General features: G+C 70.8%; 22 protein-coding genes. 12 read left to right on the top strand and 10 right to left on the bottom strand.

Features of this window, described 5'->3' with window-relative positions; translation table 11 throughout:
• Positions 1–86 precede the first annotated feature (86 nt).
• Positions 87–1,382, bottom strand: a complete 1,296-nt coding sequence (locus KGA65_RS05290) for an acetylornithine deacetylase/succinyl-diaminopimelate desuccinylase family protein (RefSeq protein WP_225862090.1) — start codon at positions 1,380–1,382, stop codon at positions 87–89.
• Positions 1,383–1,549: 167 nt separating this feature from the next.
• On the opposite strand from KGA65_RS05290, the gene KGA65_RS05285 reads away from it, so the two are divergent.
• On the top strand, positions 1,550–1,966 hold the full coding sequence (locus KGA65_RS05285; protein ID WP_225862089.1) for a hypothetical protein: 417 nt from the start codon (positions 1,550–1,552) through the stop codon (positions 1,964–1,966).
• Between the two features lie 24 nt (positions 1,967–1,990).
• Here KGA65_RS05285 and fdxA read toward each other — a convergent pair whose 3' ends face one another.
• Positions 1,991–2,320 carry a ferredoxin FdxA gene (gene fdxA / locus KGA65_RS05280; RefSeq protein WP_225862088.1) on the bottom strand — a complete coding sequence of 110 codons (330 nt, stop codon included), beginning with the start codon at positions 2,318–2,320 and terminating at the stop codon, positions 1,991–1,993.
• 202 nt (positions 2,321–2,522) lie between these two features.
• On the opposite strand from fdxA, the gene KGA65_RS05275 reads away from it, so the two are divergent.
• Complete coding sequence (locus tag KGA65_RS05275) at positions 2,523–3,383, top strand: DUF4922 domain-containing protein (protein WP_225862087.1); 861 nt, start codon at positions 2,523–2,525, stop codon at positions 3,381–3,383.
• Between the two features lie 15 nt (positions 3,384–3,398).
• Here KGA65_RS05275 and KGA65_RS05270 read toward each other — a convergent pair whose 3' ends face one another.
• Both KGA65_RS05270 and KGA65_RS05265 read right to left on the bottom strand, forming a co-directional pair.
• Positions 3,399–4,307: a LysR family transcriptional regulator gene (locus KGA65_RS05270; protein ID WP_225862086.1), complete on the bottom strand. Its 909-nt coding sequence runs from the start codon at positions 4,305–4,307 to the stop codon at positions 3,399–3,401.
• Positions 4,308–4,332: 25 nt separating this feature from the next.
• Positions 4,333–4,800 (bottom strand): nuclear transport factor 2 family protein, encoded by a 468-nt coding sequence (locus KGA65_RS05265; protein ID WP_225862085.1) that lies wholly within the window; start codon positions 4,798–4,800, stop codon positions 4,333–4,335.
• Between the two features lie 92 nt (positions 4,801–4,892).
• Here KGA65_RS05265 and KGA65_RS05260 point away from each other — a divergent pair, with 92 nt between their 5' ends.
• Complete coding sequence (locus tag KGA65_RS05260) at positions 4,893–5,492, top strand: TetR/AcrR family transcriptional regulator (RefSeq protein WP_225862084.1); 600 nt, start codon at positions 4,893–4,895, stop codon at positions 5,490–5,492.
• Here the strand turns inward: KGA65_RS05260 and KGA65_RS05255 are convergent.
• Complete coding sequence (locus tag KGA65_RS05255; RefSeq protein ID WP_225862083.1) at positions 5,459–5,995, bottom strand: MarR family winged helix-turn-helix transcriptional regulator; 537 nt, start codon at positions 5,993–5,995, stop codon at positions 5,459–5,461. The genes KGA65_RS05260 and KGA65_RS05255 overlap by 34 nt on opposite strands.
• Positions 5,996–6,067: 72 nt before the next feature.
• Here KGA65_RS05255 and KGA65_RS05250 point away from each other — a divergent pair, with 72 nt between their 5' ends.
• The 3 genes from KGA65_RS05250 to KGA65_RS05240 are packed head-to-tail and all read left to right on the top strand — an operon-like array spanning position 6,068 to position 8,018.
• Positions 6,068–6,952: an EamA family transporter gene (locus KGA65_RS05250; protein ID WP_225862082.1), complete on the top strand. Its 885-nt coding sequence runs from the start codon at positions 6,068–6,070 to the stop codon at positions 6,950–6,952.
• Between the two features lie 38 nt (positions 6,953–6,990).
• Positions 6,991–7,692 carry an AzlC family ABC transporter permease gene (locus tag KGA65_RS05245; protein WP_225862081.1) on the top strand — a complete coding sequence of 234 codons (702 nt, stop codon included), beginning with the start codon at positions 6,991–6,993 and terminating at the stop codon, positions 7,690–7,692.
• The gene (locus KGA65_RS05240) at positions 7,689–8,018 is read left to right on the top strand and encodes a branched-chain amino acid transport AzlD family protein (RefSeq protein ID WP_225862080.1); all 330 of its coding nucleotides are present in this window, start codon (positions 7,689–7,691) and stop codon (positions 8,016–8,018) included. Before KGA65_RS05245 ends, KGA65_RS05240 begins: the two co-directional genes overlap by 4 nt.
• Positions 8,019–8,025: 7 nt before the next feature.
• Here the strand turns inward: KGA65_RS05240 and KGA65_RS05235 are convergent, their stop codons facing one another.
• Positions 8,026–9,045: a sensor domain-containing diguanylate cyclase gene (locus tag KGA65_RS05235; RefSeq protein WP_225862079.1), complete on the bottom strand. Its 1,020-nt coding sequence runs from the start codon at positions 9,043–9,045 to the stop codon at positions 8,026–8,028.
• A gap of 91 nt (positions 9,046–9,136) precedes the next feature.
• Positions 9,137–9,859 (bottom strand): aldolase, encoded by a 723-nt coding sequence (locus KGA65_RS05230; RefSeq protein ID WP_225862078.1) that lies wholly within the window; start codon positions 9,857–9,859, stop codon positions 9,137–9,139.
• A gap of 223 nt (positions 9,860–10,082) precedes the next feature.
• On the opposite strand from KGA65_RS05230, the gene KGA65_RS05225 reads away from it, so the two are divergent.
• The 5 genes from KGA65_RS05225 to KGA65_RS05205 all read left to right on the top strand — a co-directional run bounded on the left by KGA65_RS05225 (position 10,083) and on the right by KGA65_RS05205 (position 16,460).
• A complete protein-coding gene (locus tag KGA65_RS05225) occupies positions 10,083–10,451 on the top strand; it encodes a DUF2946 family protein (protein ID WP_225862077.1) in 369 nt (122 codons plus the stop codon).
• Positions 10,452–10,597: 146 nt separating this feature from the next.
• Positions 10,598–11,512, top strand: coding sequence for an MbnP family copper-binding protein (locus KGA65_RS05220; protein ID WP_225862076.1), 915 nt, complete (start codon positions 10,598–10,600; stop codon positions 11,510–11,512).
• Between the two features lie 7 nt (positions 11,513–11,519).
• Positions 11,520–12,746, top strand: coding sequence for a methanobactin export MATE transporter MbnM (locus KGA65_RS05215; RefSeq protein ID WP_225862075.1), 1,227 nt, complete (start codon positions 11,520–11,522; stop codon positions 12,744–12,746).
• Positions 12,743–14,992 (top strand): TonB-dependent receptor, encoded by a 2,250-nt coding sequence (locus KGA65_RS05210; protein ID WP_225862074.1) that lies wholly within the window; start codon positions 12,743–12,745, stop codon positions 14,990–14,992. Before KGA65_RS05215 ends, KGA65_RS05210 begins: the two co-directional genes overlap by 4 nt.
• 28 nt (positions 14,993–15,020) lie before the next feature.
• Complete coding sequence (locus tag KGA65_RS05205) at positions 15,021–16,460, top strand: hypothetical protein (protein WP_225862073.1); 1,440 nt, start codon at positions 15,021–15,023, stop codon at positions 16,458–16,460.
• Between the two features lie 18 nt (positions 16,461–16,478).
• Here the strand turns inward: KGA65_RS05205 and gstA are convergent, their stop codons facing one another.
• Together gstA and KGA65_RS05195 are read right to left on the bottom strand one after the other, a co-directional pair.
• On the bottom strand, positions 16,479–17,084 hold the full coding sequence (gene gstA, locus KGA65_RS05200; RefSeq protein ID WP_225862072.1) for a glutathione transferase GstA: 606 nt from the start codon (positions 17,082–17,084) through the stop codon (positions 16,479–16,481).
• Between the two features lie 90 nt (positions 17,085–17,174).
• Positions 17,175–17,960 (bottom strand): SDR family oxidoreductase, encoded by a 786-nt coding sequence (locus KGA65_RS05195; protein ID WP_225862071.1) that lies wholly within the window; start codon positions 17,958–17,960, stop codon positions 17,175–17,177.
• Positions 17,961–18,064: 104 nt separating this feature from the next.
• On the opposite strand from KGA65_RS05195, the gene KGA65_RS05190 reads away from it, so the two are divergent.
• Positions 18,065–19,018: an AraC family transcriptional regulator gene (locus KGA65_RS05190; RefSeq protein WP_225862070.1), complete on the top strand. Its 954-nt coding sequence runs from the start codon at positions 18,065–18,067 to the stop codon at positions 19,016–19,018.
• Here KGA65_RS05190 and KGA65_RS05185 read toward each other — a convergent pair.
• The gene (locus KGA65_RS05185; RefSeq protein ID WP_225862069.1) at positions 19,008–20,351 is read right to left on the bottom strand and encodes a porin; all 1,344 of its coding nucleotides are present in this window, start codon (positions 20,349–20,351) and stop codon (positions 19,008–19,010) included. The genes KGA65_RS05190 and KGA65_RS05185 overlap by 11 nt on opposite strands.
• Positions 20,352–20,355: the final 4 nt, after the last annotated feature.

The raw sequence follows: 20,355 nt of genomic DNA, 5'->3' as shown, positions 1-20,355 counted from the left end.
CGGTTCATTCCGTCGGGGCCCGCGAGGTGTTGCCAAGGAAGGCCGGGCGAGCGGGAGACATCGCCCCCCCGGGTGGCGAGGCGCCCTCACGCCCCCGCCAACAACCCCCACGCCGCCAGCGCCATGACCTGCGCTGAGAGCACCATGTCCCCGATGCCGATGTACTCGTCGGGCTGGTGCGCCAGCGCCAGCAGGCCGGGGCCGTAGGCGATGCAGTCGCGCAGGCGGCCGATGCGGTCGATGTGCTTCTGGTCGTAGGTGCCGGGCGAGCAGACGAAGCGGGCCTCGCGGCCCAGCACCTCCTGCACCGCGCGGGCGGTGTCGCGCGCCACCGGGCGTTCGCGCTCGGTCAGCACCGGTGCCACCGAGAAGAGTTCACGCAGGCCGTAGTCGAAGTTCGACCGCTCGGCCTTCAGGCCGTCGAGCAGATCCACCACCTCCCCGCGCACGCTCTCCAGGCTCTCCTCGGCCAGGAAGCGGCGGTCGATCACCAGCCGGCAGCTGTCGGGCACGCAGGGCGCGGGCAGTTGGTCGCCTTCGGGCTCGGCCTGGCCGCCGTGGATGGAGTTGAGATTGAGCGTGGACTGGCGCGCCATCTCGGGCACCACCGGCATGGTGGTGTGGCGCGCCGCCAGCGCGGGGATGAGGTCGCGCTCGAAGCGCTCCAGCACCGCGCCCATGTGACGCACCGCGCAATCGCCCAGGAAGGGCATGGAGCCGTGGGCGATGCGGCCACGGGTCTCGATCTCCGCCCACCAGACGCCGCGGTGGCCGATGCAGACCTGGTCCACTTCCAGCGGCTCGGGGATGATGACATGGTCCACCCTGGGCTTGCTGAACCACCCGCGCTCGGCCAGATAGGCCACGCCGCCATAGCCGCCCGATTCCTCGTCCACCGTGCCGCTGATCTCGATCGCCCCGGGCAGGCCCAGGCCGGCGTCGATCAGGGCCTCGGCCGCGATGATGGCCGCAGCGATGCCCCCCTTCATGTCGCTGCTGCCGCGGCCGTAGAGGCGACCGTCCTTCACCACGCCCTCAAACGGGTCCACCGTCCAACCGTCGCCGGGCAGCACCACGTCGATGTGGCCGTTAAAGTGCACGCAGGGGCCGGGGCCGAAGGTCTTGCGGGCAATGACGTTCCAGCGTGGGTGGCGGTCGGTGTCGCCGGGTGTGCCCTCGCCGCGCACGTATGTCACCTCAAAGCCGCGCCGCGCGAGGCGGTCGCCGATCAGCTCGGCGCAGCGGCGGTAATCCTCCCCCGGCGGGTTGACGGTGGGGATGCGCACCAGGGCGCGGGCCAGGTCCACCAGCTCGTCCTCGCGGGCCTCGATGGTTTCCAGCAGGACCAAACGGCGGGGATCATCGCGGGCGGGCAGGCTCATGGCGGGGGCTCCGAAACGGGCGGAGCCCCAGTATCCCGCCGTCCGGCAAACGGGCAGTGCCCTGGGGAAATCACCGAGAAACCGATTGATCCAGCGCACAGGCGCAGAGACAGGCCGGCGTATCTTTTCTGTGCGATGCACACATCCCAACCACAGGAGGATCGAAGATGAAATTGCACACGATGGCTGCGGTGACGCTGGCTCTGATGGGGCTGGGTGCTTCGCTCACCACCTGGGCACAGCCTGCGCCGATGGCATCGGCACCGGCAGCTTCTGTTCCGGGTGCGGGGCTGGGCATGGGCCCTGGCAAAGGGGCCGGCATGGGGCCGGGCAAGGGTACTGGCATGGGCCCCGGTGCCCGACGTGGTGGCATGTATGGCTCGAAGTACACCCCGGGCTGGTCCATGATGACGGACGCCGAACGTGCCGAACACCGGACGCGAATGCAGTCCTTCACGCACAAGGCCGATTGCCAGGCCTATGTGACGGAGCACCACGCGCAGATGGCCGAGCGGATGAAGCAGCAAGGCGGGCAGCCGCTGGCGCAGCCCCGGCGTGATCCCTGCGCCAATCTGAAACCCTGACCCGGGAAGCGGGTCCGTCCGTCTTCAGGACGGGCTGACCAGCAGGTGTGACTTGTCCGACACGCCCGCCCACTGGGCGTGCTCGGGCAATGGCTCCTTGCGGCGGGTGATGGACGGCCACACCCCCGCCGCCTGGGCGTTGATCGCGATGTAGGGCTGCTGGGCTGCGGTGGCCTCGCTGGCATTGACGATGGCATCCACCGGGCATTGCGGCACGCAGACGGAACAGTCGATGCAACCGGCCGGGTCGATGGCCAGGAAGTTGGGGCCCTCGACGAAGCAGTCCATGGGACAGACTTCGACACAGTCGGTGTACTTGCACTGGACGCAGGGCTCGGTGACGATGAAAGGCATGGGCGGATTGTCGGTCGACTCGAATGCCCTTCAGATCGGTTGGCCCAAAGCACGGCCAGTTTCGTGGCCATCGGAAAGCGGTAGGCCTTGCCGGTGGGCGGAATCACCTTGCCGTCGGCCTGCACCATCGACTGGGTCGAAGGTACCCCCGGCCTGCTGAGCGACACTGCCGCCCTGGACATCTAACACCAGGGAGACAGACATGAAAAACACCGACTGGACCACAGAGATCCGGGCCGCCGCCCAGCGTGCGCAGGCCCAGGGGGCGATGGTGCCGCTGGTCAGCGAAACCCGTGCCGTGCAGCAGGAGGGACTGGATTTCCTGGTCGCCCACCTGTCCTCGCTGAGCCTGAAGGACCTGGCCAAGATCCTGCAGCAGAACTCGGGCGCGAACCCTTTCCTGCCCTACGAGGCGGCGATGTTCGTGGCCAACCTGTCGGACACGCATGTGCTGCTGCTCAACAAGTTCCCGATCTTTCCCGACCATGCGATGGTGGTGACGCGGCAGTTCCAGCCCCAGACCGGCCCGCTGGAAGAGGCCGACTTCGCCGCCCTGGCGGTGCTGATGGAGGGCATCCCCGACGCGGTCTTCATGTTCAACGGCGGCAAGACGGCCGGCGCCAGCCAGCCGCACCGGCATCTGCACATTCTGCCCACGCACCAGCTGCCGCTGCTGGCCCGCCTGCCTGCGGACCAGCCTGTCGGCCAGGTGCGGTCGCTGCCGTTCTTCGGCTTCCTGCACGCCCATGTCGCACTGGACCCGAGCCTGCCCGGCCCGGCCTGGGCAGCGCAACTGGCCGCCGCGGTGCAGGCCGCCAGCACCCACTGCGGACTGGAGCCGCACATGGGCGAGATGCCGCCGTACAACCTGCTGGGCCGGCGCGACGGCGTGCTGCTGGTGCCGCGCCGGCGCGAGCACTGGAGCGACGGCACGCACAGCATCTCGGTCAATGCGCTGAACTTCGGCGGCTGGGTGGGGGTGCGGGGGCCCGAGCAGATCGAGCCGGTGTGCCGGGCCGGACTGCGGGCCACCTGGGAGGCCGTGACCCAGCCCCTGGACTGAGCGCGGCCTGACCCCTCACCCGGCGGCGGTGGACGACTCGCCCGCCTGCGTCAGCGCCAGGAAGTTCTGCAACTGCGGCAGCGCCAGCTTGCGCCGGTGGGCCAGGGCCAGCCGCGCAATGGGCTGGATGCCGCGCAGCGCCTTGTAGACCACCCCCGGCAGGGCGAACTGCCGCATCGAGACCGGCACCACCGTCACCCCCATCTCACCGGCCACCAGGGCCAGCGCCGAGGCCAGCTGCGGCGCGTGCGGTCCCAGCCGGGGCTCAAAACCGGCGCGGCGGCAGGCCTCCACCACCGCATCGTGCAGCGTGGCGCCGATCGGGCGCGGGGTCAGGATGAACCAGGCCTCGCGCAGGTCGGTCAGGCGCAAGGTGGACCGGCGCTCGCCGGCCAGCGAATGGCCGGCCGGCAGGGCCGCCACCATCGCCTCGTCAGGCAGCGCGTGCAGCGTCAGGTCTCGCGCCTCGGCGCCGTCGGGCCGCAGAAAGGCCAGGTCCAGCCGCCCATCGCGCAGGCGCTGGGCCAGCAGCGCGCTGTTGTTCTCCTCCAGCACCAGTTCCACCTGCGGGTAGGCCCGGCGGAAGGCGCGGATGGCCTGCGTCACCCGCGGGGTCAGGATGGCCGAGGCGGTGAACCCCAGCCGCAGCGAGCCGGTCTCGCCCCGGGCCGCCTGGCGCGCATGGCGCACCGCGGTGGCGGCCTGCTCGGGCAGCTCGGCCACCTTCTCCAGAAAGGCCTGACCGGCCTCGGTCAGCACCGCGCCTTGCGGCACCCGGTGGAACAGCGGGGCGCCCACCTCCCGCTCCAGGTCGCGGATCTGCTGGCTCAGTGGTGGCTGGCCGATGCCCAGGCCCTCGGCCGCGCGGGTGAAGTTGCCCTCCCGGGCCACGGCCAGAAAGTAGCGGATGTGGCGCAGTTCCATGCGGATGATTGTGGCGTGGCTGGGGTCACAGCCCCAGCTCACTCAGACCGGGGTGATCGTCGGGCCGGCGGCCCAGGGGCCAATGGAAGCGGCGCTCCGAGGCGGCGATGGGCTGGTCGTTGATGCTGGCGTGGCGGCGCACCATCAGCCCCTGGTCGTCGAAGGCCCAGTTCTCGTTGCCATGGCTGCGGTACCACTGGCCGGCATCGTCATGCCACTCGTAGACGAAGCGCACCGCGATGCGGTGGCTGTCGAAGGCCCACAGCTCTTTGATCAGCCGGTAGTCCAGTTCGCGCGCCCACTTGCGGGTCAGCAGGGCCTGTGCCTCATCCCGTCCGCTCAGGAATTCCACCCGGTTGCGCCACCGGGTGTCGGGGCTGTAGGCCAGCACCACGCGGGCCGGGTCGCGGGTGTTCCAGGCATCTTCGGCCAGACGGATCTTCTGGACCGCGGTGTCGCGGGTGAACGGTGGCAGCGGCGGACGTGCGCTCATGAGGGCTCCTGTCAGTGGGTCGTGATGTAGACAGATCTGTCTACATGCTCAGTCTAGGCAAAATAGACAGACCTGTCTACATTGCCCCCACCATGCTCCCGCTTGAACACGACGACGTGGCCGCCCTGCCCCCCCGCGAGCGCATCCTGGAAACGGCGCACCGGCTGTTCTACCGGGAGGGCATCCGGGCCACCGGGGTGGACGCGGTGATCGCCGCCGCCGGGGTGACCAAGGTCACCTTCTACCGGCACTTCCCCAGCAAGTCGGAGCTGGTCAACGCGGTGCTGACCTTGCGCCATGACCGCTGGATGGCGTGGTTCACCCAGGCCCTGCAACGCCACGCCCGCCGCCAGCCCCTGCCGCAGGCCCTGGTGGCCACGCTGCGCGAATGGCTGAGCAGCGCGGGCTTTCGCGGCTGTGCGTTCATCAATGCCGCGGTCGAGTGGGGGGGCAGTGACCCCGCCGTGTTACAGCACGCCGCAGCCCACACGCAGGCGATGGCCGCGGCCATCGCCGCGCACCTGCCCGAAGGACCCCGGCGCGACACGTTGGCCCGGGCGCTGGCCCTGGCCGTGGATGGCGCCATCGTGCAGGCCCAGATCCAGGCCGGGGCGCCGCAGGACATCGCGGCCAGCCTGGCCGCCCTGCAGCTGCTGGCTCAGGCACTGCTGGGCGACACGGCTGAGGGCTGATCCAGCGCGGCCAGCCAAGCCGTCAAGGTGGCGTCCAGGGCCGCCTGCTGGGCCGGCGACAGCAGTGCCAGCGCTGCCTGCTGGGTCTGCACATGGGCCTCCACCGCGCGGTCGATCAAGGCCAGCCCGGCCGGGCTGAGCTGCACCAGCAGGCTGCGGGCGTCGTCCGGATGGGGAAGCCGCTCCACCCACCCGCGGGCCTCCAGCCCCTTCAAGCGGTGGGTCAGGGTGCCGGAGCTGATCATCATCGACTGGAACAGGGCCGTTGGCGCCAGGCAGTACGGCGCCCCGGCCCGGCGCAGGGTGGCCAGCACATCGAACTCCCAGCGGCTCAGACCGAACTGCGCGAAGGCCGCCTCCATCCGTTGGCCCAGGTGCTGGTAACAGCGCCCCAGCCGCCCCAGCGGGCCCATGCTGCGGGTGTCCAGGTCCGGCCGCTCCCGCCGCCATTGGTCCAGGATCAGGTCCACGGCATCGGTCGCCGCATCACGTGCTCGGGGCATGGGTATCTCCAGTTATCTTGACGTCAAGACAAATAGCTCGACAATGCATTTATCTCGACATCAAGACAAATCATGACCGCATCTTACCGCCCGGGCCACGGGCCGCTGCGCGACGTCCTGCTCACGGCCCTGGCGCCCATGGTCTGGGGCAGCACCTACCTGGTGACAACCCAGTGGCTGCCGCTGGACCGCCCCTTCACCCAGGCCTGCTGGCGGGTGCTGCCGGCGGGGCTGCTGCTGCTCCTGTGGCGCTTCCAGCGGCCAGCCACGGCGGTGCTCGGCCGCCTGCTGGTGCTGGCGGCGCTCAACATCGGCGTGTTCCAGGGCTTTCTGTTTGTGGCCGCGGTGCGCCTGCCCGGCGGGCTGGCGGCCATCTTCGGCGCCATGCAGCCGCTGGTCGTGCTGCTGCTGGCCCGGTGGGTGGACGGCACGCGGCCGGGCGGGCCCCGCCTGCTGGCGGCCGGCCTGGGGGTGCTGGGCATGGCGATGATGCTGCTGGCCCCGACCAGCCGCTGGGACCTGTGGGGCGTGCTGGCCGCAGCCCTCAGCGCCGGCTCCATGGCCTGCGGCACCTTCCTGGCCCGCCGCCAGGACATGGGCCTGAGCCCCCTGGCGCTGACCGGCTGGCAGCTGCTGCTGGGGGGCCTGATGCTGCTGCCAGCCAGCCTGTGGCTGGAAGGCCCCTGGCAGGCGCCCACCCTGTCGCAGGCGGCGGCCTCGGCCTACCTGAGCCTGGTCGGCGCCCTGCTGGCCTATGTGCTGTGGTTTCGCGGCAGCCTGCGCCTGCCGGCGGTGACGGTGGCCTCGCTGGGCCTGTTGAGCCCGCTGACCGCCGCCATGCTGGGCTGGGGTGTGCTGGGTCAATCGCTGGGGCCGGTGGGCTGGAGCGGCTTTGCGCTGGCCCTGGGCAGCGTGGTGCTGGTGCAGCGGCTCAGCCAGGCCGCCACGGGCCGCTGAGGGACAATTCACGCCCCGTCGCCCGCCCCGCTTGCTGCATGCCGCCCGCCGCCACCGCCCCGCGCCCCGCTTCCCTGTCGCTGCTGAGCCTGACCACCCCGGTGGCCATGGGCTACATCCCGCTGGGCGCGGTGTTCGGCTTTCTGTTCGTCCAGGCCGGTGGGGCCGGCTGGTTGGCGGTGCTGGCCAGCATCGTGGTCTACGCCGGCGCGGCGCAGTACATGATGGTGCCGATGGTGGCCGCCGGCCTGCCCGTGGGCGCCATCGCGCTGGCCACGCTGATCCTGAACCTGCGCCATGCGTTCTATGGCCTGTCGCTGCTGGAGCGCGTGCCCACCCAGCCGTGGCTGCGCTGGACGCTGGTGTTCTGTCTGACCGACGAGACCTATTCGGTGCTGACCGCGCTGCCACCGCACACCCCGCCGCGCCAGATGGCGCTGCTGGCCCTGCTCAACCAGGGCTGGTGGGTGCTGGGCACCGCGGTGGGAGCGGCCATTGGCGCGCAGGCCCAGCTCCAGCTGGCCGGGCTGGACTTCGTGCTGGCCGCGCTGTTCGCCGTGCTGCTGGTGGAGCAATGGCGCCGCCGCAGCAGTGCCGCGCCGCTGTGGGTCGCGCTGGGCGGCTATGCGCTGGGCCATTGGTGGGTGTCCAGCCAGGCCCTGCTGATCGGCATCGCCCTGAGCGTGGTGGCCGGGCTGCTGTGGCCCACCCCCTCCAACAACCGCGAAGGCCAGGCATGAAGGACACGCTCTACGTCGTCAGCGTCATCGTCGCGATGGGCGCGGTGACCTTCGGCATCCGGGCCCTGCCCTTCGTCGCCGCGCAGTGGCTGCAACGGCACCGCTTTGTTCAGCGCCTGGGCCAGTTCCTGCCGCTGGCCATCATGACGTTGCTGCTGCTGCATGCGGTGGTGGGCGCGGCCGGCACCCACACCAGCCTGCCCTGGCCGGAGGCGGTGGCGATCGGCCTGGTGGTCGGTCTGCAATGGTGGCGCAGCCAGGCCCTGCTGAGCATCGCGCTGGGCACCACGGCCTATGTGCTGATGCGCAACCTGCTGCCGCTCTGAACGCAACTCAGATGTACAAGCCGCCCTCGGCCGCATCCATCCCCGGCGACTTGCGGGCCCGCTTGGCGGCATACATGCGCTGATCCGCCAGCGCCATCAGCGCCTCGATAGACCCGCCCTCGGGCGGACACACCGCACAGCCCCAACTGGCCGACAGCGGCAGCGACAGCCCTGCCAGGTGCAGCGGCGGCGCCAGGGCCTGCGCCAGCCGCTGCGACCAGGACGCCCCGTCGTCCTCCCCGCGCGCCTGGGGCAGCACGATGGCGAACTCGTCGCCGCCCAGGCGGGCCACGGTGTCGCTGGCGCGGGTGATCTGCCGCAGGCGGGCACCCAGCTCCATCAGCGCCGCATCGCCCGCGGCATGGCCGTGCCGGTCGTTGATCTGCTTGAGCCCGTCCATGTCCAGCAGCACCAGCACCACCGCCCCGCCCTGGCGCTGCCGGGCGGCCAGCGCGGCGCGCAGGCGGTCCATGAACAGGGCGCGGTTGGCCAGCCCGGTCAGGGCGTCGTGGGTGGCGCGGTGAAACAGGTCGCTCTCGCCATAGCGGGTGGCCCAGTACATCGCGGTGCCCACCACGCGGGACAGCAGCGACAGCAAGGTCAGCTGCTCCTGCGTGAAGGCCTGGGGCCGGCTGGACAAGGCCTTCAGCACGCCAACGCAACGGCCGTGGTGCATCAGCGGCACGACGATCATCGAGCGCAGGCCCACCCTGCGGCAGGCGGCCTGGTCGACGCGGGTGTCCGTCTCCGAGTCCTCGCACACCAGGCTGGTGCCCGTCGCGATGCACAGGCCCGACAGGCTGCGCGCCACATCCACCCGCAGACCCAGCTGCGTGAGGGCCCGGCCGGCAACCGCCCGGTAGACCATCACCGCCTCTTCGGCCAGCTCGATGGCGGCGCCCTCGGCATGCGCCAAGTCCAGCACGCGGCGCACCACCAGGTCCATCACGCCGGACAGGTCCAACCCCAGCTCGGCCACCTCGACCTGCAGATCGATGATGGCCAGCAACTCCTCGGTGGTCGGCATGACCACGCCCTCCGCGACAGCCAACTCCCTGTCGGCATCCACTCTGGCGGTGGATGTCTTGTCGATACCGGAGAGCGTACTCCAGCCCGGCTCAGACGGTGCGTCGCAGCGCCTCGAAAAACAACGCGGACTGCAGCCGTTCGCCCAGGGTCTGGGCCGCCACCCGGGCCGCCAGCGCCGCATCGACCGGCGCCAGCGGCAAGCCGGTGGAGGCGGCCAGCACCTGGGCCTGGCAGGCCCGCTCCAGGTAGTACAGGTCGTCGTAGGCGTCGGCCATGCGCTCGCCACAGACGACCACGCCGTGGTTGCCCAGGAACACCACGTCCGCGCGGCCGATCACGCCGGCCAGGCGTTCTCCCTCGGAGTCGTCCAGGGCCAGGCCGTTGTAGGCCGCATCCACCGCCGTGCGGCCATGAAAGCGCATCGCGTTCTGGGACAGCGTGGTGTCCAGCCCGCGCGACTGCGTCAGCGTGAGCGCGGTGGCATAGGGCATGTGGGTGTGCAGCACGCAGGCCTTGGCGCAGCGCCGGTGCACCGCGGCGTGGATGAACATCGCCGTGGGCTCCACCTCATGGCGGCCGGCCAGCCGGCGCCCCTGGCCGTCGACCAGCACGATGTCGGCGGCCTGCACCTCGCGCCAGAGCAAGCCTCGCGGGTTCAGCAAAAAGCGCCCGGAGCCATCCGGCAGCTCGGTGCTGAAGTGGTTGCACACGCCCTCGGCCAGGCCGTGGTGGGCCGCGGCGCGCAACGCCAGGGCCAGGTCTTCCCGCAGGGTCATCACCTCGGGGGCATCGAAATCCAGTGGCAGTGTCATGGTGTTCAGTGAGTGAGACCCGATCCTCGAAGCACATTCTGGACCCGGGAGATGCGCCCCGCGCTGTGGCGTGCGCGCCGCAGGCCGCATGATCGATGTCATGCCCGCCCGTCGGGTCGCCGCAGCGGCCCGGAACCGCCCGCTTGATCGTTCGCAAGCAGCCCCCTCACCCTGCTTCAAATTCCCTTGCAGCCAAGGGGTATTTCTTCATAATCCAGCCCCCATGGCTCACCGGACGACCCTGCACCGCATCACCCGCTACCTGCTGGTGTGGTACGCGGCGTTCCTGGGGGTGGCGGTGCTCTCGCCGGTCTTCCAGCCGATGGACCTGCAAGCCATCTGCAGCGCGGCGAGCACGCCTGGCGCCGACGCCGGCGAGGCTGGCGACACCCCGGCACCGGCCGGCCATCACCACGCGGTCAACTGCCCGCTGTGCCTGCCGCTGCTGGCCCCGCCCCTGGCCCGCTGGTCCGCCCTGCCCGGGGCGCTGCCGCCAGCCGCGGCGCCACGGCCCGCCCGCGACCCGGTCTGGGTCAGCACCGTGCCGGAGCACCTGCCCGCCCGCGGGCCGCCTGCCGCCGTCCTCGGCTGACCCTGGCCAGCCCCGGCCGCCACCCCGTGGCCTCGTCTCTCAGCGCGTGTCCTCTTTTGACCCTGCCGGCGTCTGACCGCAGAGCCGGCCGCGGCACGCCTGTACCCATCCCACCCCGGCGCCCTTGCGCCCGAGGAAGACCTCCCATGATCGCCAAGTCTCTTTTCTATCCCTGCGCCCTTCTGACCGTCGCCAGCCTGCTCAGCGCCTGCGGCGGCAGCAGTGACGACAGCACCGGCTGGACCACCGACAGCAGCGTCAGCCTGCAGTTCGCCGCCGTGGCCGGCACCACGCCCGTGTCCTGCGGCACCACCATCACCAGCCTCGGCACCGGCAGCCAGAGCGCCCAGGTGCAGGACCTGCGCTTCTACATCTCCGATGTGCAGCTGCTCAAGGAAGACGGCAGCACGACCCCGCTGACGCTCGCGACCAACGACAACAACAACTACACGGACGGCACCCACAACGTCAGCCTGATCACCCTGTCCCAGGCCGGCACCGGCGCCTGCACCACCGGCACGCTCAACAGCACCATCCAGGGCACCGCGCCCGCGGGCCGCTATGTGGGCGTGACGATGACGCTGGGGGTGCCGATGAGCCTGAACCACCTGAGCTCCACCGATGCCGCCACGCCCGCCGTGCTGCGCTCGGACGTCAATCCCAGCATGTCCTGGAACTGGCGCGGCGGCCGCAAGTTCACCAAGATCGAGCTGCAGAGCACCGAGACCGGCAACCCGGTCACGCTGCTGCACCTGGGCTCGACCGGCTGCGTGGGCGACCCCGCCAACGGCGTGGCCATCACCGGTTGCACCGCCCCCAACCGCCTGACGCTGACCTTCGCCAACTTCGACCCGGCCAAGCAGCAGATCGCCCTGGACGTGCAAAGCCTGTTCGCCCAGCAGAACTTCAGCGTGACCAACAGCTGCATGTCCAGCCCGACGGACGCTGGCTGCGTCAGCGACTTCGCCGCACTGGCCCTGAACTTCAACCCGGACGGCACCGGCACGGGCACCGCCATCGCGGGCCAGACCCAGACGGTCTTCAAGGCCATGAGCCGGTGAGGCCGACATGACCGCTCTGCCCCGTCTGCAGCCTGTGTGGCTGCTGGTCCTGGCGGTCGCGGCGATCGTGGTGACGGGCTGCCAGCGGCAGCCCGCTGCCACGTCGGAGGTGGCACCCGCCACCTCCACAGCCCCCACCGCCGCCCCCGCCTCGCCTTCTTTGCCCTCCTCGGCCGTGCAGGCCGCCAGCGATTGGACCTGGGACCTGCCCGACTACCTGCCGCCGCCGCGCGTGCCGGCCGACAACCCGATGACCCAGGCCAAGGTGGCCTTGGGCCGCTACCTGTTCTACGACAAGCGCCTGTCGGGCAACGGCACCCAGGCCTGCGCCACCTGCCATCTGCAGAAGCTGGCCTTCACCGATGGCCGCGCCCACGGCCTGGGCTCCACCGGCCAGGCCCACCCGCGCAGCCCCATGGCCCTGGGCAATGTGAGCTGGAACGCCACCTACACCTGGGCCAACCCGGCGCTGATCACGCTGGAGCGACAGATGACCAACCCCATCTTCGGCGAGACGCCGGTGGAGATGGGTGTCAACGACAGCAACGTCCAGCAGGTGCTGCAGCGCCTGGCCGACGACCCGGCCTATGCACCACGCTTTGCCGCCGCCTTCCCGCAGGACCCGACCGGCCGGCCGACCTGGGACCACATCGTCAAGGCAGTGTCTTCTTTCGAGCGCGCGCTGATCACGACGAACAGCAAGTACGACCAGGTGCGCCAGGGCCGGGCCCGCTACACGGCCGCGGAGGCCCGAGGCTACGCCCTGTTCAAGTCGGCCGACTGCATCCAGTGCCACCAGGAGCCCAACTTCGGCGGGCAGTTCCTGAGCGTGGCCACGGTCAAACCCGATGTCTCCTTCCACAACAAGGGGCTCTACAACCTGGACGGCCAGGGCGCCTACCCCGCCGCCAGCCCCGGCGTGATCGAGATCACCGGCAAGGCCAGCGACATGGGCATGTACCGGGCACCCACCTTGCGCAACATCGAACTGACCGCGCCCTACATGCACGACGGCTCGGTGGCCACGCTGGGCGAGGTGATCGACCTGTACGCCGCTGGCGGCCGGGGCGCCGGCAAGGACAACCCGCTCAAGAGCCCGCTGCTGCGCCCGCGTCACTTCAGCGCCCAGGACCGCGCCGACCTGATCGCCTTCCTGAAGACGCTGACGGACCCCCAGTTCATCCGCGACCCCCGCTACAGCGACCCCTTCCCCGCCGCGCCCAAGAAGTCATGACCCTGCGTCCCCATCCCCTGGCCCTGGCGGCCGCCTGCGCCCTGGCCCACGGCCCCTTGAGGGCGCAGACCGCGCCGGAGGCACCGCGGCCCCCGGTGCAGACGGTCACCATCACCGCCCCGGCGCCGCTGGGCGAGCAGGACCACCTGCCCCAGGCCCAGGCGGTGGACGCCGCCACCCTGGCCCGCCGCAGGCTGGGCAGCAGCGACGCCGCCGCCCTGCTGGATGGCCAGCCCGGCGTGAGCCTGAACGGCGCAGGCGGGGTGTCGGCCCTGCCTGCGGTGCACGGCCTGGCCGACGACCGGCTGCGGGTGCAGGTGGACGGCATGGACCTGATGGCCGCCTGCCCCAACCACATGAACTCGCCGCTGTCCTACATCGACGCCTCGGCGGTGGGGCAGGTGAAGGTCTACGCCGGCATCACGCCGGTCAGCGTGGGCGGCGACAGCCTGGGCGGCACGGTGCAGGTCGAATCGGCGGCGCCGCTGTTCGCGGCCCAGCCCGGCACCTGGGTGCACCAGGGCGAGCTGGGCGGCGCCTACCGCAGCAACGGCCAGGCCTGGAGCGCCGACACCAACCTCACCCTGGCGACCGACGCGCTGAGCCTGCGCTACAGCGGCGCCAGCACCCGTTCGGACAACGTCCGGGCGGCCTGGGCCTTCAAGGACCCGGCCAGCCACACCGGCGCCGGCAGCACCCTGCCGGCCGACGAGGTGGGCTCCTCGGCCTACCGGGCGCACAACCAGGCCCTGAGCCTGGCGCTGCGGCAGGACAGCCATCTGCTGCAGTTGAGCGCCGCCTATCAGGACATCCCCTTCGAAGGCTACCCCAACCAGCGCATGGACATGACGTCCAACCGCAGCACCCAGCTCAATGCCCGCTACCGCGGCCAGTACGACTGGGGCGAGCTGCAGGCCCAGGCCTACAGCCAGCGCACCGACCACCGCATGGACATGGGCCCCGACCGCGACACCTACGGCACCGGCATGCCCATGGACACGGCCGGCCGCACGCTGGGGGCCTCGGTGCAGGCCAGCCTGATGAGCACGCCGGACGAACTGATCCGCCTGGGCGCCGAATATCAGCGCTACCGCCTGAACGACTGGTGGCCGCCGGTGGGCGGCACCATGGGCCCCAACACCTTCTGGAACCTGAACCTGGGCCAGCGCGACAAGGTGGACGTCTACGCCGAGCAGGAGCAGCGCTGGAGCCCGCAGTGGAGCCACCAGATCGGCCTGCGCCTGAGCCGGGTGCACACCGCCGCCGGCGAGGTGCAGGGCTACAACGACGCTTTGTCCTCGCTGTGGGGTGTGGACGCCGCCGCCTTCAATGCCGCCGACCGCGAGCGCAGCGACCTGAACGCCGACCTGACCGCCCTGGCCCGCTACCGGCCCGACGGCCAGACGCTCTATGAGTTCGGCTACGCCCGCAAGTCGCGTGCGCCCAATCTGTACCAGCGCTACGCCTGGTCCACCCAGGGCATGGCCGCGCTGATGAACAACTTCGTGGGCGACGGCAACGGCTACATCGGCCAGCCCGATCTGAAACCCGAGGTGGCGCACACCCTGAGCCTGAGCGGCCAGTGGCAGGCGGCCACCGCCACCGACAGCGTGCCCGCCGACCCCGTCTGGTCGCTGCGCGCCAATATCTACCTCACCCGCATCGCGCACTACATCGACGCCCAGCGCTGCGGCTTCGGCCAGTGCGGCAGCGACAACCTGAGCGCCACCGACAGCTTCGTGCTGCTGCAATACGCCAACCAGCGCGCGCAGCTACAGGGGCTGGACCTGTCCGGCCAGGCCCGGCTGTGGGACGACGGCGCCTGGGGCCGCTGGGGCCTGAACGGCGTGCTGAACTGGGTGCACGGCCGCAACCTGCAGACGCACGACGGCCTGTACAACCAGATGCCGCTGAACCTGCGCCTGGGCCTGAGCCACACCCTGGGCGGCTGGCAGCAGACGCTGGAGTGGCAGGTGGTGCGGGCCAAGACGAATGTCTCGGCCGTGCGCAACGAGATGCGCACCCCCGCCTATGCCCTGCTGAACTGGCGCGCCAGCTGGCAGCTGAACGACCGCGTGCGGCTGGACCTGGGCGTGGACAACCTGCTTGACCGCCGCTACCGCCAGCCCACCGGCGGCGCCTACCTGGGCCAGGGCTCGTCCATGGCCATCACCGGCATCCCCTGGGGCGTGGCCGTGCCGGGCAAGGCCCGCTCCTGGCTGGTCGGCGCCCGCGTCGCCTTCTGAACGACGCCCCTTCGCACAAGGACCGCTCATGCTCCGCATTCCCCGCACCGTCCCGGCCCTGCTGCTGGCCGCAGGCCTGACCGCCTGCGGCGGCGGCCTGTCCGGCGCCGATCTGGCGCAGACACAGGCCATCACCTTCGACACCGCACCCACCCTCACCCTGGGCGGCACGGCTCAGGTCAGTGCCAGCGCCAGCTCGGGCCTGGCGGTCAGCTTCAGCAGCCTCAGCAGCACGGTCTGCAGCGTCAGCAGCACCGGGCTGGTGACGGCCCTGGCCCTGGGCGACTGCGTGGTGGCCGCCGATCAGGCGGGGGACGCCACCCACCGCTCGGCCGCCCAGGTCACCCAGACCCTGGCGGTGCAGGTGAACACGCCACTGGCCCAGACCTTGGCCTTTGACGAAGGCAGCTCGGCCCAGACGCTGCGGGTGGGCCGCAGCGCCAGCGTGGTGGCCACGGCCAGCTCGGGCCTGGCGGTGGCCTACCGCAGCCTCACCCCCAGCCTGTGCAGCGTGGGCGCCAGCGATGGCACGGTGCAGGCCCTGGCGGTGGGCGACTGCGTGATCGCCGCCGACCAGGCCGGCGATGACCGCTACGCTGCGGCCACCGAAGCCAGCTGGGCCATCACCGTGCTGGCGGCCGATGCCCTGACGGTGCCCGGCCAGCCCAGCGGGGTCAGCGCCACGCTGGGCAGCACCGCACAGAGCGTGGTGGTGTCGGTGGGCAGTGTGGACGACGGCGGCAGCGCCATCACCGGCTACACCATCACCTCGGTGCCCGCCGGCATCACGGCCACGGTCAGCAGTCTGCCGGCCACGGTGGCCTGCGGCGGCAGCTGCGCGGGCCATGCCTTCACCGTCAGCGCCAGCAACGCCCAGGGCACGGGCGCCAGCGCCAGTGCCGTCCACGTCATCAGCGCCTACAGCGTGGTGCTGACCTTCTACGAGCCGCAGACCCAGCCCAACAACAGCATCTTCACCGGCAGCTTCACGCTGGATTCGACCACCCGCAGCGTCTCGAGCCTGAGCGGCAGCCTGACCGAGTCGATGACCGACACGCCGATGCGCACCGTGGCCTTGAGCCACCCACTGGCCTCGCTGAGCGACAGCACCGGCACCGGCCTGCTGGTGGGCATCTTCGCGCTGGCCACCACCGACACCTTCGTGGTGGCCAACGGCAACGCCGGCTGGAAGCCCGGGCCGGCCAGCGATGCGCTCTACGCGGGCTACCCCAGCGCCACCAACCCGGCCTCTGGCGGCACCGGCAATGCCTACGCGCTGATCTTCGTGAACCCCAACGACCCCACGGCCACCCCCACCGCCGCCCAGCTACAGCAGACGGCCTATGCCGACTGCACCGCGCTGGGCATGATGGGCGCCATCTGCATGACCGGCACCACGGTGGTGGCCCACGGCAGCGTGGGCAGCATGGGCGGCTACCCGGTGTCGCAGCTGATCACGCGGCGCTGAACGCCGCGCGGCCCCGACTCAGGCCAGGCCCTCGGCCTTCAACGCCGCCTGCACGGCCGGGCGGGCCGCCACACGGGTCTGGAAGGCCACGATCTGCGGCCAGCCGGAGAGGTCCATGCCGATCGGCTTCATCCAGCTCAGCACGGTGAACAGGTAGGCATCGGCCACGGTGAAGTCTTCTCCCATCAGGAAGGAGCGGCCCTGCAGTTGCCCGTCCACGTAGGACAGGCGGCGCTCCAAGGTGGCGCGGGCGATGGCCTTCCAGTCGTCCCCGGCCTGCGGGTGGAAGAAGGCCGTGCAGGAGCGGTGCAGCTCGGTGCCGATGAAGGTCAGCCAGGCCTGCAGCTGGTAACGCGCCACCGTGCCGGCGGCAGGCGCCAGGGCCGCGGCGGGCGCCTGATCGGCCACGTACTGCAGGATGGCCGGGCCTTCGGTCAACAGCTCGCCGCTGTCCAGCCGCAGGGCCGGCACATAGCCCTTGGGGTTGATCTGCCAGTAGTCCTGGCCGCTGGCGGTCACCTTGGTCTTCAGGTCCACAGCCTCGGTCTGATAGGGCAGACCCGCCTCTTCCAAGGCGATGTGGGAGGCGAGCGAGCAGGCACCGGGCTTGTAGTAGAGCTTCATGGCAAATCGTTCAGGAAGTCGCTGAGGCGTCGCAGGATAGCCCCTTCCACATCCCCTTGCAGACCCGTGGACGGGGGCCGCTGGCCCGGCTCAGGCGGACGGCGCCGCGGCCAGCGCCAAGGCATCGGCCCCCGCCGGCAGCCGCATGGGCGCGCCCGGGTCGGTCACGGCGCGCCACACGGCCTCGGTCACATCGGCCACCTCCGTCACGGGCGTCTGGGTGTCGCGCAGGCTGGCGAAGACCTCCGCCTGGAAGGCAGCGTAGGCCGGGTGGGGCTCGGCCCCCATGCGCCCACGCGCGTTGTCGCCAAAGGAAGTGGCCGGCGCACGGCCCGGCAGCACCAGGTGCATGCGCACGCCAAACGGGGCCAGTTCCAGCGCCACCGATTCGGTGAACGCATTCACCGCCGCCTTGCTGGCGGTGTAGACCGAGAGCAGGGGCAAGGGCTGGAGCGTGACGCTCGAGCTCACGTTCACCACCACGCCCCGGCCCTGCTTCCGGAACTGGGGCAGCACCGCCTGCGTCATCGCCAGCGTGCCCAGGGTGTTGGTCTCGAAGAGCTCTCGCGCCTGGGCCATCGTCATGCCCTCCAGGGGCGCCAGCAGGCCGATGCCGGCGTTGTTGACCAGCGCGTCGATCGGCCCGGCCTCGGCCACACAGGCCCGGATGCTGTCGGGATCGGTCACATCCAGGGGCAGCAGGCGCAGGCGTTCGGACGCCGGCAACAGCCCCTCGCGCGGCTGGCGCAGGGTGGCGACCACCTGCCAGCCGCGGGCGAGGAAGAGGCGCGCCGTCTCCAGGCCGAAGCCGGAAGAGCAGCCGGTGATGAGGACGGTCGAAGGAGTGGTCGCAGGGGCGTTCAGGGAGGCGGTCATGGTCAGTTCCGGTGAAGGGGAAGAAGAGGAAGAGCCGCACGATAGGCAGACCAGACCGGACGGACTAGACTTGATAGTCCATTGTTTTGTCGCCATCGTCCGGAATGACCGATCCCCTGGCCGAAGTCGTGGCTTTGCTCCAGCCGCAGGCGCCGTTTGCCAAGCGGGTCCTGGCCTCGGCCCCCTGGGCGGTGCGCCGGACCGAGCTCGGCCAGCCCTTCTATCTCGCCGTGCTGGAGGGGGGCTGCCAGCTGCACATCGACAGCCCATCCGGAGGAAACACCTTGGTCCTGCAGGCCGGGGACTTCGTGCTGATCCCCGCGGCGCACAGCTTTGCCACCGCCAGCCTGGACCGCCCACCCCCGCGCGGGGACGAGCCCGTCGACACCCCCATCCAGGCCATGCCGGGCGGCGCCCGGGTGGGCGACCCATCCCGTCCGGTGGACACCTGTCTGCTGGTCGGGCACTGCGTCTTCAGTTCACCCGACGCGGCCCTGCTGGTGTCGTTGCTGCCGCGGTGGATCCATGTGCGGGGCGAGCCCCGCCTGGCCACGCTGATGCAGCTGGTGGGTGATGAATCCCGCGCCGAGCGCCCGGCCCGCGAGATCGTGCTGGCCCGGCTGCTGGAGGTGCTGCTGATCGAGGCCTTGCGCGCCGCAGGCCAGCGCGAGGCCGCCTCCCCCGGGCTGGTGCGTGCCCTGACAGACCCGCAGCTGGCCCAGGCCCTGCGCCGCCTGCACGAGGCACCGCAGGCCTCCTGGACGGTGGCCCGGCTGGCGCGGGAGGCCGCCCTGTCGCGCTCGGCCTTCTTCGAGCGCTTCAGCCGGGCCGTGGGCCAGCCGCCCATGGCCTATCTGCTGGGCTGGCGCATGGCCCGGGCCAAACAGCTGCTGCGGCAGCAGACGCTGCCGATGGCCGAGGTTGCCGAACAGGTGGGCTACCGCTCGGTCAGTGCCTTCGGCGTGGCTTTCACCCGCCATGTGGGCCTGCCCCCGGGGCGCTACGCCCGGGACCCGGCCACCGGCGGCGCCACGCGAGACGGCCCGGTCAGAACGTGAAGTTGATGCCCCCGGCAAAGCCCGAGGGGCTCACCCCGGCTTCCTTGGTGGCATCCACCAGGCTGCCGCCGTCGACCAGGCTGTAGCTGGCCTGGGCATTGTTCTGGATGCGGCCCCAGGCGGCGTAGAACTTGGTGCTGGTGCTCAGCTCGTACCAGTAGCCCAGGCCGTAGATGCTCGCATCCTTGTTCAGGGCCGACTTGTCGTTGAGGTGGCTGTAGGCCACCACGAAGCGATGCGGGCCGTAGGGCACCAGCACGCTCAGACCATAGGCATTCGCATCCGACAGGGTCTGGGTGACGTTCTCGTAGCCGCCCCCCTTGATCTTGCCGGAGGCCACGTTGCCCGCCAGCTTCAGCAGCCCGAAGTCGTAGTTGGCCGCCAACTGGAAGCCGCGCTTGCGGGCCAGGCCGGTCTCAGTGGTCTTGTAGCTCGTGGCATTCACGCCCCAGGTGGAGGCGGCGGCGGTCAGCGGCCCCTGGCGGTAGAACACCGCGATGTCGTGGCCCCGGCCGGCACGGTCGGTGGTCAGGTTGCTGCCCGAGGTCGTGGGCTCGCTGACATTGTTCTCGCTGCCGGTGGTGTAGATCAGCTGGGCCGACAGGCCCTGCCAGCTCGGGGTGACGTAGGCCAGGGAGTTGTCCAGACGTGTGGGCATGCCGCCCACCAGCGGGATCACGCCGCCCGAGTACCCCAGCAGGCCATCCCCTTTGACGCTGCCGATCCCGGTGGCTTCGATGTAAGACCCCGTGTATTGCCGGCCCAGGGTCAAGCTGCCGAAGTCGCCCTTCAGGCCCGCGAAGATCTGGCGCGAGAACAGCTGCGTGCCCGTGCCCAGCTGACCGCCCGACGAGGGGGTGGTGTTGATGCCCGGCGACATGCTGGCGTTGCCCACCACGCCGTTGTCATAGAGCACGCCGGCCTCGGCCAGGGCGACGGCCTGCAGGGCCGCGGCCAGCGGATGGTCCACCCGCACGCCCAGGCGCGAGGAGGAGAAGCCGCCCGAGCTGAACTGGGTCTTTCGCCCCTGGCCGGCGCTGGTCGAGTTGAAGCCCACATCGGCCACGCCGTAGGCGCTGATCGACGGTTGGCTGACCCCGGCCACCGGCGGCGTGCCTGCCACCGGGGCGGCGCTGGCCGCGGCGGCCGGCGCGGGCGCCTGGCCCTGCGCCGCCAGCAGCTGCTCGATCAGCTTGCGCTGTTCGGCCAGCTCTTTCTTGAGGGCCTCCACCTCGGCATCGGCCAAGGCGGGAACGGTGTAGAGACTGACCAGCACGGCCACCATGATGCAATGAAAAGACAGCCGGCGGACGCGGCGAATCGAGGGGGTCATGGGA

The organism is Ideonella benzenivorans, from assembly GCF_020387415.1.
Classification (GTDB): Bacteria; Pseudomonadota; Gammaproteobacteria; order Burkholderiales; family Burkholderiaceae_C; genus Ideonella; species Ideonella benzenivorans.
Note: the sequence above shows the minus strand (reverse complement) of the source record. Positions and strands in the feature narration are given on the sequence as shown.

Excerpts from the sequence above, each read along its gene's own strand:
- KGA65_RS05290 (WP_225862090.1), bottom strand. The coding sequence starts at position 1,382 with ATGAGCCTGCCCGCCCGCGATGATCCCCGCCGTTTGGTCCTGCTGGAA.
- KGA65_RS05285 (WP_225862089.1), top strand. The coding sequence starts at position 1,550 with ATGAAATTGCACACGATGGCTGCGGTGACGCTGGCTCTGATGGGGCTG.
- fdxA (WP_225862088.1), bottom strand. The coding sequence starts at position 2,320 with ATGCCTTTCATCGTCACCGAGCCCTGCGTCCAGTGCAAGTACACCGAC.
- KGA65_RS05275 (WP_225862087.1), top strand. The coding sequence starts at position 2,523 with ATGAAAAACACCGACTGGACCACAGAGATCCGGGCCGCCGCCCAGCGT.
- KGA65_RS05270 (WP_225862086.1), bottom strand. The coding sequence starts at position 4,307 with ATGGAACTGCGCCACATCCGCTACTTTCTGGCCGTGGCCCGGGAGGGC.
- KGA65_RS05265 (WP_225862085.1), bottom strand. The coding sequence starts at position 4,800 with ATGAGCGCACGTCCGCCGCTGCCACCGTTCACCCGCGACACCGCGGTC.
- KGA65_RS05260 (WP_225862084.1), top strand. The coding sequence starts at position 4,893 with ATGCTCCCGCTTGAACACGACGACGTGGCCGCCCTGCCCCCCCGCGAG.
- KGA65_RS05255 (WP_225862083.1), bottom strand. The coding sequence starts at position 5,995 with ATGCCCCGAGCACGTGATGCGGCGACCGATGCCGTGGACCTGATCCTG.
- KGA65_RS05250 (WP_225862082.1), top strand. The coding sequence starts at position 6,068 with ATGACCGCATCTTACCGCCCGGGCCACGGGCCGCTGCGCGACGTCCTG.
- KGA65_RS05245 (WP_225862081.1), top strand. The coding sequence starts at position 6,991 with ATGCCGCCCGCCGCCACCGCCCCGCGCCCCGCTTCCCTGTCGCTGCTG.
- KGA65_RS05240 (WP_225862080.1), top strand. The coding sequence starts at position 7,689 with ATGAAGGACACGCTCTACGTCGTCAGCGTCATCGTCGCGATGGGCGCG.
- KGA65_RS05235 (WP_225862079.1), bottom strand. The coding sequence starts at position 9,045 with ATGCCGACCACCGAGGAGTTGCTGGCCATCATCGATCTGCAGGTCGAG.
- KGA65_RS05230 (WP_225862078.1), bottom strand. The coding sequence starts at position 9,859 with ATGACACTGCCACTGGATTTCGATGCCCCCGAGGTGATGACCCTGCGG.
- KGA65_RS05225 (WP_225862077.1), top strand. The coding sequence starts at position 10,083 with ATGGCTCACCGGACGACCCTGCACCGCATCACCCGCTACCTGCTGGTG.
- KGA65_RS05220 (WP_225862076.1), top strand. The coding sequence starts at position 10,598 with ATGATCGCCAAGTCTCTTTTCTATCCCTGCGCCCTTCTGACCGTCGCC.
- KGA65_RS05215 (WP_225862075.1), top strand. The coding sequence starts at position 11,520 with ATGACCGCTCTGCCCCGTCTGCAGCCTGTGTGGCTGCTGGTCCTGGCG.
- KGA65_RS05210 (WP_225862074.1), top strand. The coding sequence starts at position 12,743 with ATGACCCTGCGTCCCCATCCCCTGGCCCTGGCGGCCGCCTGCGCCCTG.
- KGA65_RS05205 (WP_225862073.1), top strand. The coding sequence starts at position 15,021 with ATGCTCCGCATTCCCCGCACCGTCCCGGCCCTGCTGCTGGCCGCAGGC.
- gstA (WP_225862072.1), bottom strand. The coding sequence starts at position 17,084 with ATGAAGCTCTACTACAAGCCCGGTGCCTGCTCGCTCGCCTCCCACATC.
- KGA65_RS05195 (WP_225862071.1), bottom strand. The coding sequence starts at position 17,960 with ATGACCGCCTCCCTGAACGCCCCTGCGACCACTCCTTCGACCGTCCTC.
- KGA65_RS05190 (WP_225862070.1), top strand. The coding sequence starts at position 18,065 with ATGACCGATCCCCTGGCCGAAGTCGTGGCTTTGCTCCAGCCGCAGGCG.
- KGA65_RS05185 (WP_225862069.1), bottom strand. The coding sequence starts at position 20,351 with ATGACCCCCTCGATTCGCCGCGTCCGCCGGCTGTCTTTTCATTGCATC.